Origin of the sequence: Pseudoalteromonas sp. SWN166 (assembly GCF_015864485.1) — a bacterium.
In the GTDB taxonomy this organism is placed as follows: Bacteria; Pseudomonadota; Gammaproteobacteria; order Enterobacterales; family Alteromonadaceae; genus Pseudoalteromonas.
Genome location: NZ_JADYXB010000017.1, coordinates 63,773 through 79,183, shown reverse-complemented (window position 1 = coordinate 79,183; position 15,411 = coordinate 63,773). Strand labels below are relative to the sequence as shown.

Genomic DNA, 15,411 nt, shown 5'->3' with positions numbered 1-15,411 from the left:
TCAAGTAACCAATGACTAAGCATAAAAATACCCTCATAATCAAAAGATGATAAGGGTATTGTGAAGCAACCAAAAGATCGGTCAACCGATCAAAAATACCTTAACTGATCGGTGTTAGCTATATAACGGCTTTAATAGACGAAACTTATGCTTTTAGCGCTTTATCGCCTCGGCCAATGCCAACTGCACCTGAGCGTACAACTTCAATAATATCTGTTTCGTGACGAAGAGTGTCTAAAAATGATTCTATTTTGTCTGTACTGCTAACTAATTGTAGGCTGTAGCTTTGTCGGCCCATATCTAAAATAACACCTTGAAATACATCAACGACACGCGTAACCGCTGCACGAGTTGTTTCGTCCTGGGCAAATACCTTAACAAGTAATAACTCTCGCTCAATGTGGCTCATTTCTGTTAAATCGATAATTTTAAGCACATCGACAAGTTTATTAACCTGTTTTGTAATTTGCTCAACGACTCTGTCATCGCCCATAGTGGTAATAGTAATACGCGACAATGACTGATCGTCAGTTGTGCCTACAGTTAGACTGTCGATGTTGTATGCGCGCTGTGAAAAAAGCCCAACAATACGCGATAGGGCACCCGGTTCGTTTTCTAATAGAATAGATAAAATACGACGCATTATGCTTTTACTCCTTTACGTAACCACATCTCATCAATGCCGCCTAACTTAATTTGCATTGGGTATACATGTTCTTTTTCATCAACGTTGATATCTAAAAATACCAAACGATCGGTAATGCTCATTGCTTTATCTATAGCCGGTTGTAATTCATCTAATGTATTTACTTGTATGCCTACATGCCCGTAGCTTTCAACTAACTTAACAAAATCAGGCAGTGAGTCCATGTAAGATGATGAATGACGTCCGCCATAAACCATGTCTTGCCATTGGCGTACCATACCTAAAGAACGGTTATTTAGGGATACAACTTTTACCGCTAAATTGTACTGCAAACAGGTAGATAACTCTTGAATGTTCATTTGAATAGAGCCATCACCTGTAATACATACAGACTCTTTATCAGGAAAAGCAAGCTTTACGCCCATAGCTGCAGGTAACCCAAAGCCCATAGTGCCTAGCCCGCCTGAGTTAATCCATTGGCGAGGGTGCTTAAATGGATAATACTGCGCAGCAAACATTTGGTGCTGACCAACGTCTGAGCTGATATAAGCATCACCATTTGTTGCTTTGTAAACCGCTTCAATTACAGCTTGTGGTTTAATTTTGTCGCCATCAGTCGTGTTGTAGCTTAAACATTTTTGTTCACGCCAACTGATAATTTGACGCCACCAATCTTCTTGTGCACTGCGATCAATTTTAATAGGGCTTTTATCAATGCCAGCTTGTAGTTGTTCTAGTACTGTAGCTAAGCAACCAACAACCGGTATGTGCGCTTTAATTGTTTTAGAGATAGAAGTTGGATCGACATCAACATGTACAATGGTGGCATTTGGACAAAACTTTTTAACGTTATTGGTAACACGGTCATCAAAGCGTGCACCAAGTGCTAAAATCACATCTGCATTGGCCATTGCTTTATTAGCCTCAAGCGTGCCGTGCATGCCAAGCATACCTACAAAATTTGGATGCACGCCCGATATACCACCAAGCCCCATTAGGGTATTTGTAATGGGCGCATTTAACGACTCAACTAAATGTGTTAATTGCTCTGATGTATTTGAAATAACAATACCGCCACCAGAGTAAATAACCAGTTTTTTGGCTTCTAAAATAGTGGTTACGGCTTTACGGATTTGTTTTGAGTGCCCTTTAGTATTAGGGCTGTATGTTCTTAGTTCTGTTGTTTTAGGGAAATCGTATTCAAACTTAATTGCAGGGTTAAGCATATCTTTAGGAAGCTCAACCACAACAGGGCCTGGGCGACCTGTACTGGCTATATAAAAGGCTTTAGCTAAGATTGTTGGGATTTCTTTAGCGCTTCTACAGTTAAAGCTATGTTTAACTACAGGGCGCGAACAGCCAACAATATCGGTTTCTTGGAATGCATCATCGCCAATTAAACTAGTCGGAACTTGGCCGGCTAAAACAACCATAGGGATTGAATCCATATAAGCTGTTGTAATGCCTGTTATGCAGTTTGTAGCGCCAGGGCCTGAGGTAGCAAGTACAACACCAACGTCTCCTGTAGCACGGGCATAACCATCAGCCATATGCGTTGCTGCTTGTTCATGACGAACTAATATATGTTCAATGTCATCTTGCTGAAAAAGTGCATCATATAAATCTAAAACCGAACCACCGGGGTAGCCAAATATATATTTTACCTTTAACTCTTTTAATGCCTGAACTACTAGTTCAGAGCCATTATATTCTTGTTTGCTCATCCTCATTCCTCTGTGCGCTTTTTTATGCATAAAAAAACCCCCGCGTAGTGCGAGGGTTTTTAAAAAGCAGTATCACCTTTTAATACATCCCCGCTGGGCTTATAACTAAGACCAGTTCGAGTACGACTAAAAGGTTAGTTTGTGTGTTCATAGTTTTTACTCTACTTAGCAAAACACTGCTTTTAAATTAAAAATTCTGTATAGGTTTATTTTTAAGGGTTTTGAACCCTTATGTCAACCTTGAAAGTGGTTTTTTGCATTTTAAATTCGTTTTGTAGCTTTTTTTAATTTGAATCTGCAGAAATACTGTATTTAACTGAGTTAACTAGCAGAAATTATGCGTTTTGGGTTGTGTGTTTGATTTTAGTTATAAAAGTGTGTGACAGGCCATTAACTTTTATCGCACATGTTAACTATATGTTTTTATCGCCTGTTTAAATTTCTATTATTAGGTATGATTACTACATAATTATGTTTGAGGAAAACACAGTGAAAAAAGTGACGTTAATTGCGCTTTTAACTACTCTATTAAGCCCTATAGTTGCGGCTAATAATTTAAGCCCCCATGATGTTGGTATAACTAACGAAGAACGTATTTTATATTGGCTTAAAAAAAGAGACCAAGTATCGTCTAGTGAGTTAGATAGTTCATTTAAGTCATATATGAGCAATACTGAGGCTGCCAATCATCTAATTAAAAATGGCTTTAGGCAGTTTAAGTCCTCCTCTACAGATTTTTCAAACACAAATAAGCCACAGGCTTCTTTTTCAACATCCCTAGTGCCTGATCAAAGCGTTAATGATGTAAAAGTGTTAGCTATATTAATTGATTTCCCTGATCTTAAACACGACTCTAATCAGCTTGTAGCGCAAGACACAGACATGTTTTACGCTGACTATTCAACTGAGCATTACCAGCAAATGCTTTTTAATACTCAAAGTTATGCAGGTCCTGAAGGGCAAAGCTTATCAACCGCTGCCGATTATTATAAAGCGGCTTCGGGGAACAGCTTAAACTTTAACGGGCAAGTATATGGCTGGGTAACCGCTGACAATAACGCAAAAGTATATGGTGAACGCCAAGGTACAACACGAGATAAAAATGCACCTGCACTTGTAAAAGAAGCGGTAGAAAAAGCCGTCGCACAATTTAATATTAATTTAGCAGATTATGATTTAACCGATTTAGATGATATTGATGGCGATGGCATCCTCAACGAACCTAATGGCATTATTGATCATGTAATGATTTTTCATTCAAGTATTGGTGAAGAGTCAGGTGGTGGATATTTAGGTACTGATGCAATTTGGTCGCATCGTTATTATGTCTTTGATGAAAATAGCGGGCCGAGCGAGATTGCAGGCAGCAATATTAAACTCTCTGGTTATACAATTAGCCCAATTGATGCCGGGATTGGTGTGGTGGTGCATGAGTTTGGGCATGACTTAGGGTTATTGGATGAATACGACTTACAATCTAATACTGTAGGTGAGCCTGTTGCGTCTTGGTCAGTTATGTCGACAGGAAGTTGGGCAGGTTCGCCACGAGGCTCAGAGCCTGTTATGTTTAGCCCTTATGCGCTTGAATATTTACAAAATCGATACCAGGGTAATTGGGTTAATCAGCTCACGCTTGATATGGATGAGATAGATGCTAACGCACAGCAAACATTAATTAATACTGCGAGCACTTCACAACTACAAAGCCAAATAAAAATAACACTGCCATCTCGACTCGAAAAATTTAAAACGCCAGTAGAAGGCGATTTTCAATACTATTCAAATACGGGCGACAATGTTAGTAACAGCTTAGTTAATTCAGTAACGCTACCAAACACAACTGAGGCACTTACTTTAAGCTTTATTGCTTATTATAGTATTGAGCGCGACTATGATTTAGTTCAAGTAAAAGTAAATGAGGAGCCTATTGCTAGTAATTATACGCAAGCAATTAACCCATACTATGGTGACATTGGTCCGTATATATCAGGTGATTCATTTTTTAATAGTGATGCTAAGCAGCCCAACGGCTATTTAACTCATAAGTTTGATTTATCTGCTTATGCTGGGCAAACAATTGATCTAAAAATTGAATACATAACGGATGCGAACACACATTATTATGGTTTTGTTGTGGATGATATGCGTATTGAGCAAAGTGATACCTTAATTTGGCAAAATAATGCACAAGATCAAATTAATACCGAGTTTAATGGCTTTGAAAAAATAGGTAGTTACATATACGCATCGCCATCACATTACTATCTACAACTACGTTCATACACAGGTGTTGACAGCAGTTTGCAAACTGAGCAGTACTCACCTGGGTTACTATTGTGGTATAGCAATGAATCTCAGGCAGATAACAATACGACGGAGCACCCGGGTAGTGGCTTTGCATTAGTGGTAGATGCCGATCAGCGCTCAATAAATAAAGGAAGTACACAGAATCCTGCTGCTACAGCAATTCAAATACGTGATGCTGCTTTTAGTTTGTACCCGCAACGTGCAGGTTTAGGTGATGATGATTTATCAGCTATTACCCAGTTTAGTGATAAAACGGACTATAGCTTTACAGCGCAAAAACCATCGGGTGTTGTGCTGCCTCAAGTAGGTTTTGGGTTTAGTATTATAAACCAGTCAACGGATAGTGAAGACGTAGAAGTACAGCTCAATTACGATGTTACCAAGGGGATTAACTTTACTGAATCAGGTTTAATTGTTGATTTTAAGGTTGAGGGATTTTCCCTCACCCCTGCGGATAAGTTTACGTGGAGTTTTGACGATGGCAGCTCAAGCACAGAGTTAACGTCTACTCATGAATACCAAGACTATGGCACCTATAGCGTTGAGTTTATGGCAAGTAATGATACTTCACAGCAAGTAGCTGTAGCTCAAGTTACATTAGTTGAGCCATTATCTGTAAATGAAATTGAATATGAAATAAATCAAGGAGCATTAACAGCTCAAGCTTCCTTTAAAGGTGGATTAGCTCCGTATACTTTTAATTGGCAGCTAGGGGATGGGAATACTCTAACAACTCAAACGCTCACTTATAACTACTTGTACTCTGGTGACTACCAAGTATCGCTTACAGTGACTGATAACCAAGGGACTGAAGAAACTAAAGCCGTTGATGTAACCGCGACTGTACCACTTACTGTAGAGGTAAACTTTTCAGCCAGTGGTTTAAGCGCCCAATTTAATACACAAGTAACCGGTGGCTTTAATAGCTACACTTATAGTTGGGATTTTGGTGATGGCAGTGCGGTATCAAACTTACAAAACCCAAGACATACTTATCAAACTGATGGGACATTTACTGTAATATTGAATGTTACTGATACTCAAAAAAATGATACTTTTGCTAAAGAATTATCAGTTACTGTACAAAAGCAGCAAAGTAGTTCGGGTTCTAGTGGCGGATCATTGGCAGGTTTATTAGGATTACTACTGTTAAGCTTATTTAGGTTTAATAATAACCAGCATAAATACACCAGGTTGGTATAAGCTTAATTAACAAAAATAAAAAAGCCCGCTAAATTAGCGGGCTTTTTAAATTAATAACAAATATTAATTATAAACGGTCAATTACTGCTTGAGTGAAATCAGTTGTACCGTGGCTGCCGCCTAAATCGCGAGTTGTACGGTCGCCAGATTTAATAACATCAGCAACAGCACTACGAATACGCTCTGCTGTGTCGCCCATATCTAAATGCTCAAGCATTTGAATAGACGCTAAAATTACAGATGTTGGGTTAGCTAGGTTTTTGCCCGCAATATCTGGAGCACTACCGTGTACCGCTTCAAAAATTGCTGCGTCTTCACCAATGTTAGCGCCTGGTGCCATACCTAAACCGCCAACTAAACCAGCACAAAGGTCAGATAAAATATCACCAAATAAGTTAGTCGTTACAATTACGTCAAATTCTTCAGGTGTCATTACCAGCTTCATACACGTTGCATCAACAATCATTTCATTTGATTCAATTTGCGGGTAACGCTCAGCTACTTCTCGTGCAACTTTTAAAAACAAACCAGATGTTGATTTTAAAATGTTAGCTTTATGAACAGCAGTTACTTTTTTACGACCTTCACGTACCGCTAGCTCATATGCAAAAGTTACGATTTTTTCTGCGCCTTCACGCGTAATTATCGATTTTGCTTCTGCTTCATTACCGTCTTCACTTACTACTTGGCCTGCACCTGAGTACATACCTTGCGTGTTTTCACGAATAGTAATGATATCGATATCGTCGTAACGTGCTTTAGTACCAACAAATGATTTAACAGGGCGTACGTTAGCGTATAAACCAAATTGCTTACGAAGTGTTACGTTAATAGACGTAAAGCCTTCACCTACAGGCGTAGTTAATGGGCCTTTAAGAGTGATTTTGTTTTTAGCTATTGTATCAACCGTGTCTTGTGGAAGTAACTCACCTGTTTTTTCAAGTGCAGCTAGGCCAGCATCAACAAATTCATAATCAAAGTCGCAACCTGCGGCTTTTAATATTTCAAGTGCTGAGTCGATAATGCTCGGACCGATGCCGTCGCCTTTGATCACTGTGATGGTTTGTTTGGCCATTGACTTTTCCTTTAAAGAGTTTGATTTGCACATAAATTATTACCCTGAGAGAGTAATCGCTTGTTAGATCATTTATGTGAACGTGCTTGAAAATTTAAGGGCGCATTTATACCAATTTATCACCCATTTTGCTAGTTTATACAAAAAATACTGGGTATACATGAAACTTATAATGGGTATAGATATGTTAAATAACCTAAATTTTGGTTGATTAGGGCGTGTTGAACTTTGTGGATTGAAATTTTTTCAATCTAGGGGCGATTAAATCGCGGCGCGAGGTTTGTAACCTAGTGGGCTAAGTAAAAACCGAGCAACAAAGAGTTAATTGTCCCTAGAAAGAACCCAAAGGGCAGCGCATGTTTGGTATTTATGCTGCTTTATCGCCTATTCATGGGGAATAACCACACTACATAGGCTCCGCCTTGCCTAAAAACCAAACATACTGCTGTAAATTCACCCACCAAAGATCAACACGCCCTAGCTTTGCATAAATTAAATGCTATCAAATAACTCAAGAGATTCTAATTGTAGAAAAAAATCTGTTGGGTTGTGCCAATTGAGTATTTTTAGTTGCTCAAGTAACGTTTGTTGCTGCCACGCAGTGAGCGCAAGTTCTGGTTTAAACACATTTTGAGCAACAATTTTAAGTGTGATCCAGAGTTTATGAGAATCAGTTAAATGTTTTTTAGGTGTTTGCTCTGCTTCTAACAGCTTAGCTGTCCAGGGGTTGTCACTTAATAAATGAGTAAGCTGTTGTGTTAGTTGCTCACTATTAATTACATTTACCCCAAAAAATGAACAAATCGGCGCACTCAGTTTTTTATTTGGAGTGTCGTCAATGAGTGTTTTACGAGAAAGCTGTGTACTACAGTGTGTTAATAAAAAATGGACGTAAGCGTATAAAGGTAAAGTGATATGCTCAAACTGCTCGTGTTTATTTTTACTTACCAATAAAGCCATTATTTTTACTAATCCATTTAACCGGCTAGTAACATAGGCTTGTAGAGGGTGCGGGGTAACATTAACTAACTGTTCAAAAACAACCCGTTGAATTATTGCAGGTGCATTATAATAACCGACCATCGATAAACTATGTTTTAAGTCTTTAGCGGCTTGATGCTCTTTATTATATGGTCTTACAGCCTTGCATAAATTAGCAATTACTTGGGGATGAGCCGCCATTAACTGGCTTAATCCTTTGTAGCTGTATTCGTGCTGTAGTTTAATATTACTTATTAGTTGAAGTAAAGACTGTGCCTTATCAACCTCAACCTCACTTTTTGACTTAACATGTTCACTGTTAAACACTTTAAAGCTGATTGTTTTGTCAGTGCAGTGCCATTGTTTTGGATTATCGTTAAGTGCTGCTTTTACTCTATACCAAGCTAATTTATTTGCATTAGCGGTACTAATTAAAACATGCCTTTGCTGCGTATCAGTTGCTAAATAAATCATGGTTTGCTCGGCATATAAAACGCGGCTTCCCGGTAATAAGGGCCCTAAATGCGCTATAAGCGATTTAATTAGCTGTAGTGCAAACAAATTTGGTGTACGAATGTACAAGTCAGTAAGTGCTTTAAATAAACTCATGTGTTTGTTAGCCGTATTACTAGTAATGTTCATGCTAATAATATTTGCTAAAGCAATCAGGGTAATACCTCCATCGTAAAGCATAATTTTAGGCGCACTTACCAATGCTTGTTTATATTTACTTAATTTAGCTAACAATTGTGTAACGGGTTTGGCAGAATCACCACTAGATAACATTACTTTTGCAGCTAATTGATGGCGCATCTTCCATATTTTTTTATCAGAATCTTGAAAAGGTGATTGCTCGCAAAGTTTGTTTAATTGCGCTCCAACACACAAATGCTCAATGAGTGAAGCCGCTATGTATAGCTCACTTAGATCATTATTATAGTGTTGAGACTTACACAGTGCAGCGGTTATAACACTCTGACTAACAACTAAATTTGTGGCATAAGAATAACTAGGGTTGTAAAGCGTCAATCGGGCTTGTAATGCGAAGGGCTGCTCGCTATAGAGTACTCTATATTGCTCAGCTAACTTACTTGCGATTGGGTATAAAGCTGTCCATTTTTGTTTATTATTATAATAGCTTAAAAACAGCTGCGTATTATTAAGCAGCTGCTCTAAAGTAGTTGAAACAGCTTCATCCATTAAACCTTCACCTAATTTTGTTCTTGGTATTTATTGTATGCACTCGGGCCCCATAAAAATAGCTGCCCATTTTTAAATAATAGCCCAGTACATTCATCCATGGTGGTTATACCGTCAGATGTTATATGCTGTGTACGGTAAAACACTATCTGAAACACTTGTTCGCCATCTCGTTTAGCATAAGTAAGATCGGGGCTGCCTAAATAATCAAGCACAGTATTTAGTGTTGTTGGCTTCTCAAGGGATAGTTTTTCGATATAACGCTTATTGAAAGCTTCGCGGTCTTGCCAAATCATGGCCTGAGGATCGTCTTTATAAAAAGTGATCACCAATGCAGCTATCAGCGCATATAGCCCTAAACCTAAAATTAAATATCGGATAAATTTTTTCAATATGGTTTACTCTAACTCCGGTAACTAATAAATAGTATACGTTTTGTAATGTTTAGAGGCTATTAACTTGCGATTAATTAAGCCTTAACTGCTTTAAACTAAAGCCTAAATTTATGTCGGTGCGTAAACTAACTAGGTGCTTTGAAATTACGTACATATCCATATTAGCGGCTAGCTTTGTTTTAATACCCGGGCTTAGAGATTCATCTTCTGCCGCTTGTTCAATAGAATTGTAGTTATTAACGATTTGCTGCGCTGACTTAGTACCGATCCCTTTTACGCCAGGAATATCATTTGTCTTATCACCCGCTAAAGCCCAAAAATCAACAAGCTTATTTTGTTCAACACCAAAGCGCTCTTTTATACTTGTCTCATCTAAATAGAGTTTTTTAAAGTAATCATACACTGTAATATAAGGGCCTATATACGGTAAAAAGCCTTTATCGGTAGAAACAACAGTATTAGCTATTTGATTATTTGATGCCTTAAACGCAAGCGTTGCAATAATATCATCGGCTTCATCGTTAATAGGCTCAAATACAACAATGCCGGTTTCTTCAATTGCAGTTTTAAAATGCAATAGGGCGTCTTTTAATACTTGAGGCATTGGCGCGCGCGAGTGTTTGTAGTCTTTATAAAAATGATAACGCCAGCTTTTGTCGCCATCAAACACAGCAATGGCATGGGTTGCATTACTGGTATCTAAAAGCTTTTTACATGCATGCGCTACACGAGAACAACACGTTTGTATCATTTGCTCGTCGCTGTGATGTTTTTGATTAGCGTCGACGGCGTAAATGCGCCTAATTAAATTAAGCGCATCGATAAGAAGTAAATGGGGTTTCAAACTATAAAACTCATGCTTTTATTTTGTAACACGGAACGTATTTGCTGCCAGGGAGTTTCATACGGCCTTGATCAACAAATGCTTGTAATAACGTATCCATATTTTCCATAAGGGCAGGTTCGCCGCTTAAAATATATGGACCGTTTTGCTTAATGGCTTTAATGCCTTCGTCTTTTACATTTCCAGCAACAATACCTGAAAAAGCCCTGCGTAAATTAGCTGCTAGTAGCTGTTTTGGTTGATCAAGATGTAAATCAAGACTTGCCATATTTTCATGTGTTGGTGCAAAAGGTTGTTGAAAGTCGTTATCTATTTTTAATGTCCAGTTAAAGTAATAAGCATCGCCTTCACTTTTACGGTAATCACGAACATTAGCCATCGCTGATTTTAGCTTTTGACCCACTAATTGAGGGTTATCAATAATAACTTCAAACTTGTCTAGTGCTTCTTTGCCGAGTGTTATTTCAACAAAATCACACAGCTCTTTAAAATACGCTTCACTTTCACTAGGGCCAGTTAAAATAACAGGTAAACATTGCTTGGTATTATCTGGGTGGAGTAATATGCCTAATAAATATAACAGTTCTTCGGCAGTACCTGCGCCACCAGGGAAAATGATAATCGCGTGAGCTGTTCTAACAAAAGCTTCAAGGCGTTTTTCAATATCCGGTAAAATAACTAACTCGTTTACGATAGGGTTTGGTGGCTCAGCAGCAATAATGCTTGGCTCTGTTAAACCTAAGTAGCGGTTATCGGTATTACGCTGTTTTGCGTGGCCAATAGTGGCACCTTTCATTGGGCCTTTCATAGCACCAGGGCCACAACCGGTACAAATATTTAATCCACGTAAACCAAGCTCATAACCTACTTGTTTCGTGTATTTATATTCAACTTCGTTTATTGAGTGTCCGCCCCAGCAAACAACCATATTGGGTTCGCTTTTAACGCGCAGTGCACCCGCATTTCTGAGCATATCGAATACCATATGTGTAATCGCTTTTTGCTCTTTTAAATCTTTTTCGTATTTTTGACAAATAAACAAAATATCACGAATAACAGAGAATATATGTTCGTGAATGCCGATAATTATTTCGCCATCAACAAATGCTGTTTCGGGTGGGTTTTCAAGTTCAATTTTAATACCTCGTTCGCGGCTTACTAAACGAATATCAAAATCTTGGTATTTGTCGTATATATCGTTACTTTCGTCGGTATGGCTACCTACATTAAGCACTGCAAGTACGCAGTTTCTAAATAACCTATAACGCTCACTAGCAGAAGATTGCTCTAATAAATCAACTTCTAATTGCGACAGTAAATCTAAAACCCCAGTTGGGTTTAACTGTATTAACATAGACGTTCTCCTTACTGCTAAATCGTAAAACTGCTTGTCATAAAGTTATAATAGCTATGACATTACTTACTGGTACAAAGTCTATCTCGCCCTGAATTTTTGGCATCGTAAAGGGCATCATCAGCTCTATCAAAGGCTTTTAATAGCGTATCACCTTTTTTAAATTGAGTTGCACCTATTGAAATAGTGATCTCGATTTGTTTCTCTTTAAATTTAAAAGGGATATTTTTAATCACCTTTCTTACTTTATCCAGGGGTAATGTTGCGTTTTCTAGCGATACACCTGGCATTAATAGTACAAATTCTTCACCGCCATAACGCGCTATAAAATCAGATTTTCTGACTGATTTTTGCAGTGCTTTTGATATAACCTGAAGTGTTATGTCGCCGGCTGTGTGGCCAAATCTATCATTTACAGATTTAAAGTGGTCAACATCAATAACTGCAAGCGTAACATCTGATGGTTGTACATTAAACAAGTGCATTTCGTGATCGTAGCGTTCATCAAATGCGGCTCTGTTAGGCAGTTTTGTAAGCCCATCAAGTAAGCTTTTAAAGCGCTGCTCGTTTAATCGTTTTTTATACGTAGTTAACTTACCTTCCAAAGTACCAATACGTTTATTTATTTCATTAAAGCTAGAGCTAAGCATTTCTCTGTCTTTTCGCTCAAGTTTTTCTTTCGCTATAAAATCTTCGCTTAGTGATTTTAATTCGTTATCTACAAGCTCTTTTAAAGATGAAATTGACGTGGCTTTTTGGGTTTGCTCATTAAGGTTTTTTATTTTTAGTTCTATACTTTTATTTAATGAGTCAAACTCAACTTCCATTGACTCAGAGTGCTTGCTAGTTGAGATAATAGAATTGTGTAAATCTTCAAGGGTTTGATTTAATGAAACTAAAAAGCTTTGTGCCGATTTACGTTCTTTACTTATATTTTTTACCACTACATCGATAATGCTAATCGCTGCATCAAGCAATGCAGTTATAGTTTTACTTGCGGTAATGCTATTTTTTATATGATTAATTTGTTGAGTAGCTTCATCTTCCAGAACAAGTTCGTTAGCAAGTTCAAGCAGTTTATTTGCATGGCTCTGTACAGTAGGTAGCTTTTTATCAATTACTGGGTCTTGTTTTGTTATTAAAGCTTGGTGGTAAAACGATATAAGTTGATCAAGAAGTGGGATATAACCATGCACTGAATGGACATTATTAATTTCATTATCAAGTAGGTTTCTTAGAGATCTACGTGTCTCATCAGGTAAACCCTTGGTTTTTTGTAGCTGTTTACCTGCATTTTGCACATTGTTGAATAAATCACGTTGTTGGGTTTGTTGAACTGATTCTTGGTTTTTAAGTAATGTTAAAGTTTCACTAATAAGTGGAGAAATATTCTCAAAACTCATGCCTTTATTTAGGGCACTTCTAAATTTGGCGAGGCGGTTATCTAACTCAATATCTAGCCCTTTACAGCTCAACGATAATTTAGCCGTAAAGTCACACAAAATATCCACTTGATGTTTGCGTGCACTTTCAACAGCCATACGAGCCTCAATTGCCTGTTTTAGCTTTTTATCTGCTGCGTTAGATCTTTGTGACACCTAAGCGTACCGCCATCAATTTAATTTCATTATCTTTAGTTTACAACAAATTTTTATTATATGTAGTTATCTAGTAAAAAACTTAGAAATTTTAATGAGCTACTACGTATAAACTCGCATACAGGGCAATTTGTCGTATTTAATTCACTTTTAAATAGCAGCTTGTTAGTCTTGCAAGCAATTAAGTTTCCACTAAGAGTTTCTATGAAAAAGTTATTAGCCCTTTCTATCCTAGCTGCATGTTCAGCACCTGTATTTGCCGATGTGAATTATTCTTTAGAAATTTCGCAACCACAGCACCATTTAGGTGATGTAAGTGTAGAGTTTCCAAAAACTGCGCAAGCACATCTTGATATAAAACTTCCAGCATGGCGTACGGGTCGTTACGAAATGCTAAACCTCGCCAATGGTATTCGTTATTTCAAAGCTAAAGATGAAGATGGCAAAGAGTTAAAATGGGAAAAAATTGACCACAGTACATGGCGTATTCACCTTAATGAGCCAACAGAAGTTAATGTTGACTACCAAGTGTATGCAAACGAACTTGGCAAGCGTGCTCGCCATATCGACGACAGCCATGCATTTATAGATGCGTCAGGTTTTTTTATGTTCAGTGAGGCGTTTCGCCAAGAGCCTGTAACCGTTAATTTAGACGTGCCTAAAAAATGGCGCTCAGTATCGGGTATGGATAATTTAAAAGGTAAAAATACTTTTAAAGCAGCTGATTACGACGTACTTGTTGATTCGCCAATCGAAACAGGTATTAATCAGTTACATACTTTTGAAGTAGACGGCCGTGAATATGATTTAGTTATATGGGGCGAAGGTAACTACGACGTAGAGCAAATGCTTACCGATCTTAAAAAATTAGTTGCTACTGGCAATGTAATTTGGGATGGCTATCCGTATGAACGTTATGTATTTATGGTTCATGCTACGTCGGGCGCAGGTGGTGCAACAGAGCATTTAAATTCAACAATTATTCAACGTCCACGCGATCGATTTGGTAGCCGCGAAGATTACCTAGCCTTTATTAGCACCGCTGCGCATGAGTTTGTTCATACGTGGAATGTTAAAGCATACCGCCCTCAAGGTTTGGTGCCTTACGATTACACGAACATGAACTACTCAAAACTATTGTGGATCGCTGAAGGTTCAACAAGTTATTTTGAAGACCATTTAATGGTTCGCTCTGGTATTGAAACCACAGATGAATTTTTTAAAGTGATGAGCAAAACCATTAATCGCCATTTACAAACACCAGGCCGTGAAGTGCAAAGCGCAAGCGAAACAAGCTTTGATAAATGGATTAATCAAGGTGGCGATCATGCACGTAACTATAGCACCAACATTTATTCGGAGGGCTCGTTACTCTCTTTAGCTTTAGATATCGACTTACTTGAAAAAAGCCAAGGTAAAATAAGCTATCGCGACGTGCACAAAGCACTTTATAACAATCATAAAATGCCAGCCGGTTTTACAGACGTAGACGTGCTTAATATTTTAAAAGACTTAACAGGGCGTGATTACTCAAGCTGGTGGCAGGAAAATGTAGAATCGCCTGCCAATATCAACTTTGACGATTTACTTACTAAAGTAGGCTTAAAATTTGAGCGACCTGAAAAAGCAAAAGCGCTTGCAAGTATTGATGCTACCGCTAAAAACACAGGCGAGTTACTTACGTTAAGTTACGTTCGCCGTGGTGGAAGCGCATGGAAAGCAGGTTTAACTACCGATGATAAAATTGTTGCTATAAACAAACATCACGTAGGTAAAGATTTAAAAACCAGCCTAGAGACGTTTAAAGCTGGCGACAAGGTAACCATTGACTATCTTCGTCGTGATGCACTTGAGAGCTTAACGTTAGTGCTATCAGAAGATTTTGATAAACCAAAAAAAGTAGTTGCTGATAAAGACGCAACGCTTGCGCAAAAGGCATTATTTAAAGCGTGGATTGGTGTTGAACATCCAAATGATGTAACCGATAAATAATACGTTATTTATTTAAGTTAGTTTTAAAAAGGAGCTTAGGCTCCTTTTTTATTGCTAAAAACAAATCAATTGAAATTTAAAACACAACTGAC

Annotated in this window: 10 protein-coding genes; 2 read left to right on the top strand and 8 right to left on the bottom strand. The window is 38.0% G+C overall.

Features of this window, described 5'->3' with window-relative positions; translation table 11 throughout:
• Positions 1-145: 145 nt before the first annotated feature.
• Positions 146-643: an acetolactate synthase small subunit gene (gene ilvN, locus I6F49_RS11955; RefSeq protein WP_007580691.1), complete on the bottom strand. Its 498-nt coding sequence runs from the start codon at positions 641-643 to the stop codon at positions 146-148.
• Positions 643-2,370: an acetolactate synthase 3 large subunit gene (locus tag I6F49_RS11950; RefSeq protein WP_197180670.1), complete on the bottom strand. Its 1,728-nt coding sequence runs from the start codon at positions 2,368-2,370 to the stop codon at positions 643-645. Before I6F49_RS11950 ends, ilvN begins: the two co-directional genes overlap by 1 nt.
• 489 nt (positions 2,371-2,859) lie before the next feature.
• Here I6F49_RS11950 and I6F49_RS11945 point away from each other — a divergent pair, with 489 nt between their 5' ends.
• On the top strand, positions 2,860-5,880 hold the full coding sequence (locus tag I6F49_RS11945; protein WP_197180668.1) for an immune inhibitor A domain-containing protein: 3,021 nt from the start codon (positions 2,860-2,862) through the stop codon (positions 5,878-5,880).
• A gap of 67 nt (positions 5,881-5,947) precedes the next feature.
• On the opposite strand, the gene I6F49_RS11940 is transcribed toward I6F49_RS11945, so the two are convergent.
• The 6 genes from I6F49_RS11940 to I6F49_RS11915 all read right to left on the bottom strand — a co-directional run bounded on the left by I6F49_RS11940 (position 5,948) and on the right by I6F49_RS11915 (position 13,327).
• Positions 5,948-6,955 carry an isocitrate dehydrogenase gene (locus I6F49_RS11940; RefSeq protein WP_197180666.1) on the bottom strand — a complete coding sequence of 336 codons (1,008 nt, stop codon included), beginning with the start codon at positions 6,953-6,955 and terminating at the stop codon, positions 5,948-5,950.
• A 492-nt stretch (positions 6,956-7,447) separates the two neighbouring features.
• A complete protein-coding gene (locus I6F49_RS11935) occupies positions 7,448-9,136 on the bottom strand; it encodes a hypothetical protein (RefSeq protein ID WP_197180664.1) in 1,689 nt (562 codons plus the stop codon).
• An 11-nt stretch (positions 9,137-9,147) separates the two neighbouring features.
• Positions 9,148-9,531: a DUF3192 domain-containing protein gene (locus I6F49_RS11930; RefSeq protein ID WP_166420565.1), complete on the bottom strand. Its 384-nt coding sequence runs from the start codon at positions 9,529-9,531 to the stop codon at positions 9,148-9,150.
• Positions 9,532-9,601: 70 nt separating this feature from the next.
• Positions 9,602-10,375 (bottom strand): flap endonuclease Xni, encoded by a 774-nt coding sequence (xni, locus tag I6F49_RS11925; RefSeq protein WP_166420536.1) that lies wholly within the window; start codon positions 10,373-10,375, stop codon positions 9,602-9,604.
• A gap of 10 nt (positions 10,376-10,385) precedes the next feature.
• Positions 10,386-11,729, bottom strand: coding sequence for a nucleotide 5'-monophosphate nucleosidase PpnN (gene ppnN / locus I6F49_RS11920; protein ID WP_197180661.1), 1,344 nt, complete (start codon positions 11,727-11,729; stop codon positions 10,386-10,388).
• A gap of 62 nt (positions 11,730-11,791) precedes the next feature.
• Positions 11,792-13,327 carry a GGDEF domain-containing protein gene (locus I6F49_RS11915; RefSeq protein WP_197180658.1) on the bottom strand — a complete coding sequence of 512 codons (1,536 nt, stop codon included), beginning with the start codon at positions 13,325-13,327 and terminating at the stop codon, positions 11,792-11,794.
• Positions 13,328-13,531: 204 nt separating this feature from the next.
• On the opposite strand from I6F49_RS11915, the gene I6F49_RS11910 reads away from it, so the two are divergent.
• Positions 13,532-15,319 (top strand): M61 family metallopeptidase, encoded by a 1,788-nt coding sequence (locus tag I6F49_RS11910; RefSeq protein ID WP_197180655.1) that lies wholly within the window; start codon positions 13,532-13,534, stop codon positions 15,317-15,319.
• The last annotated feature ends 92 nt before the right edge of the window (positions 15,320-15,411 follow it).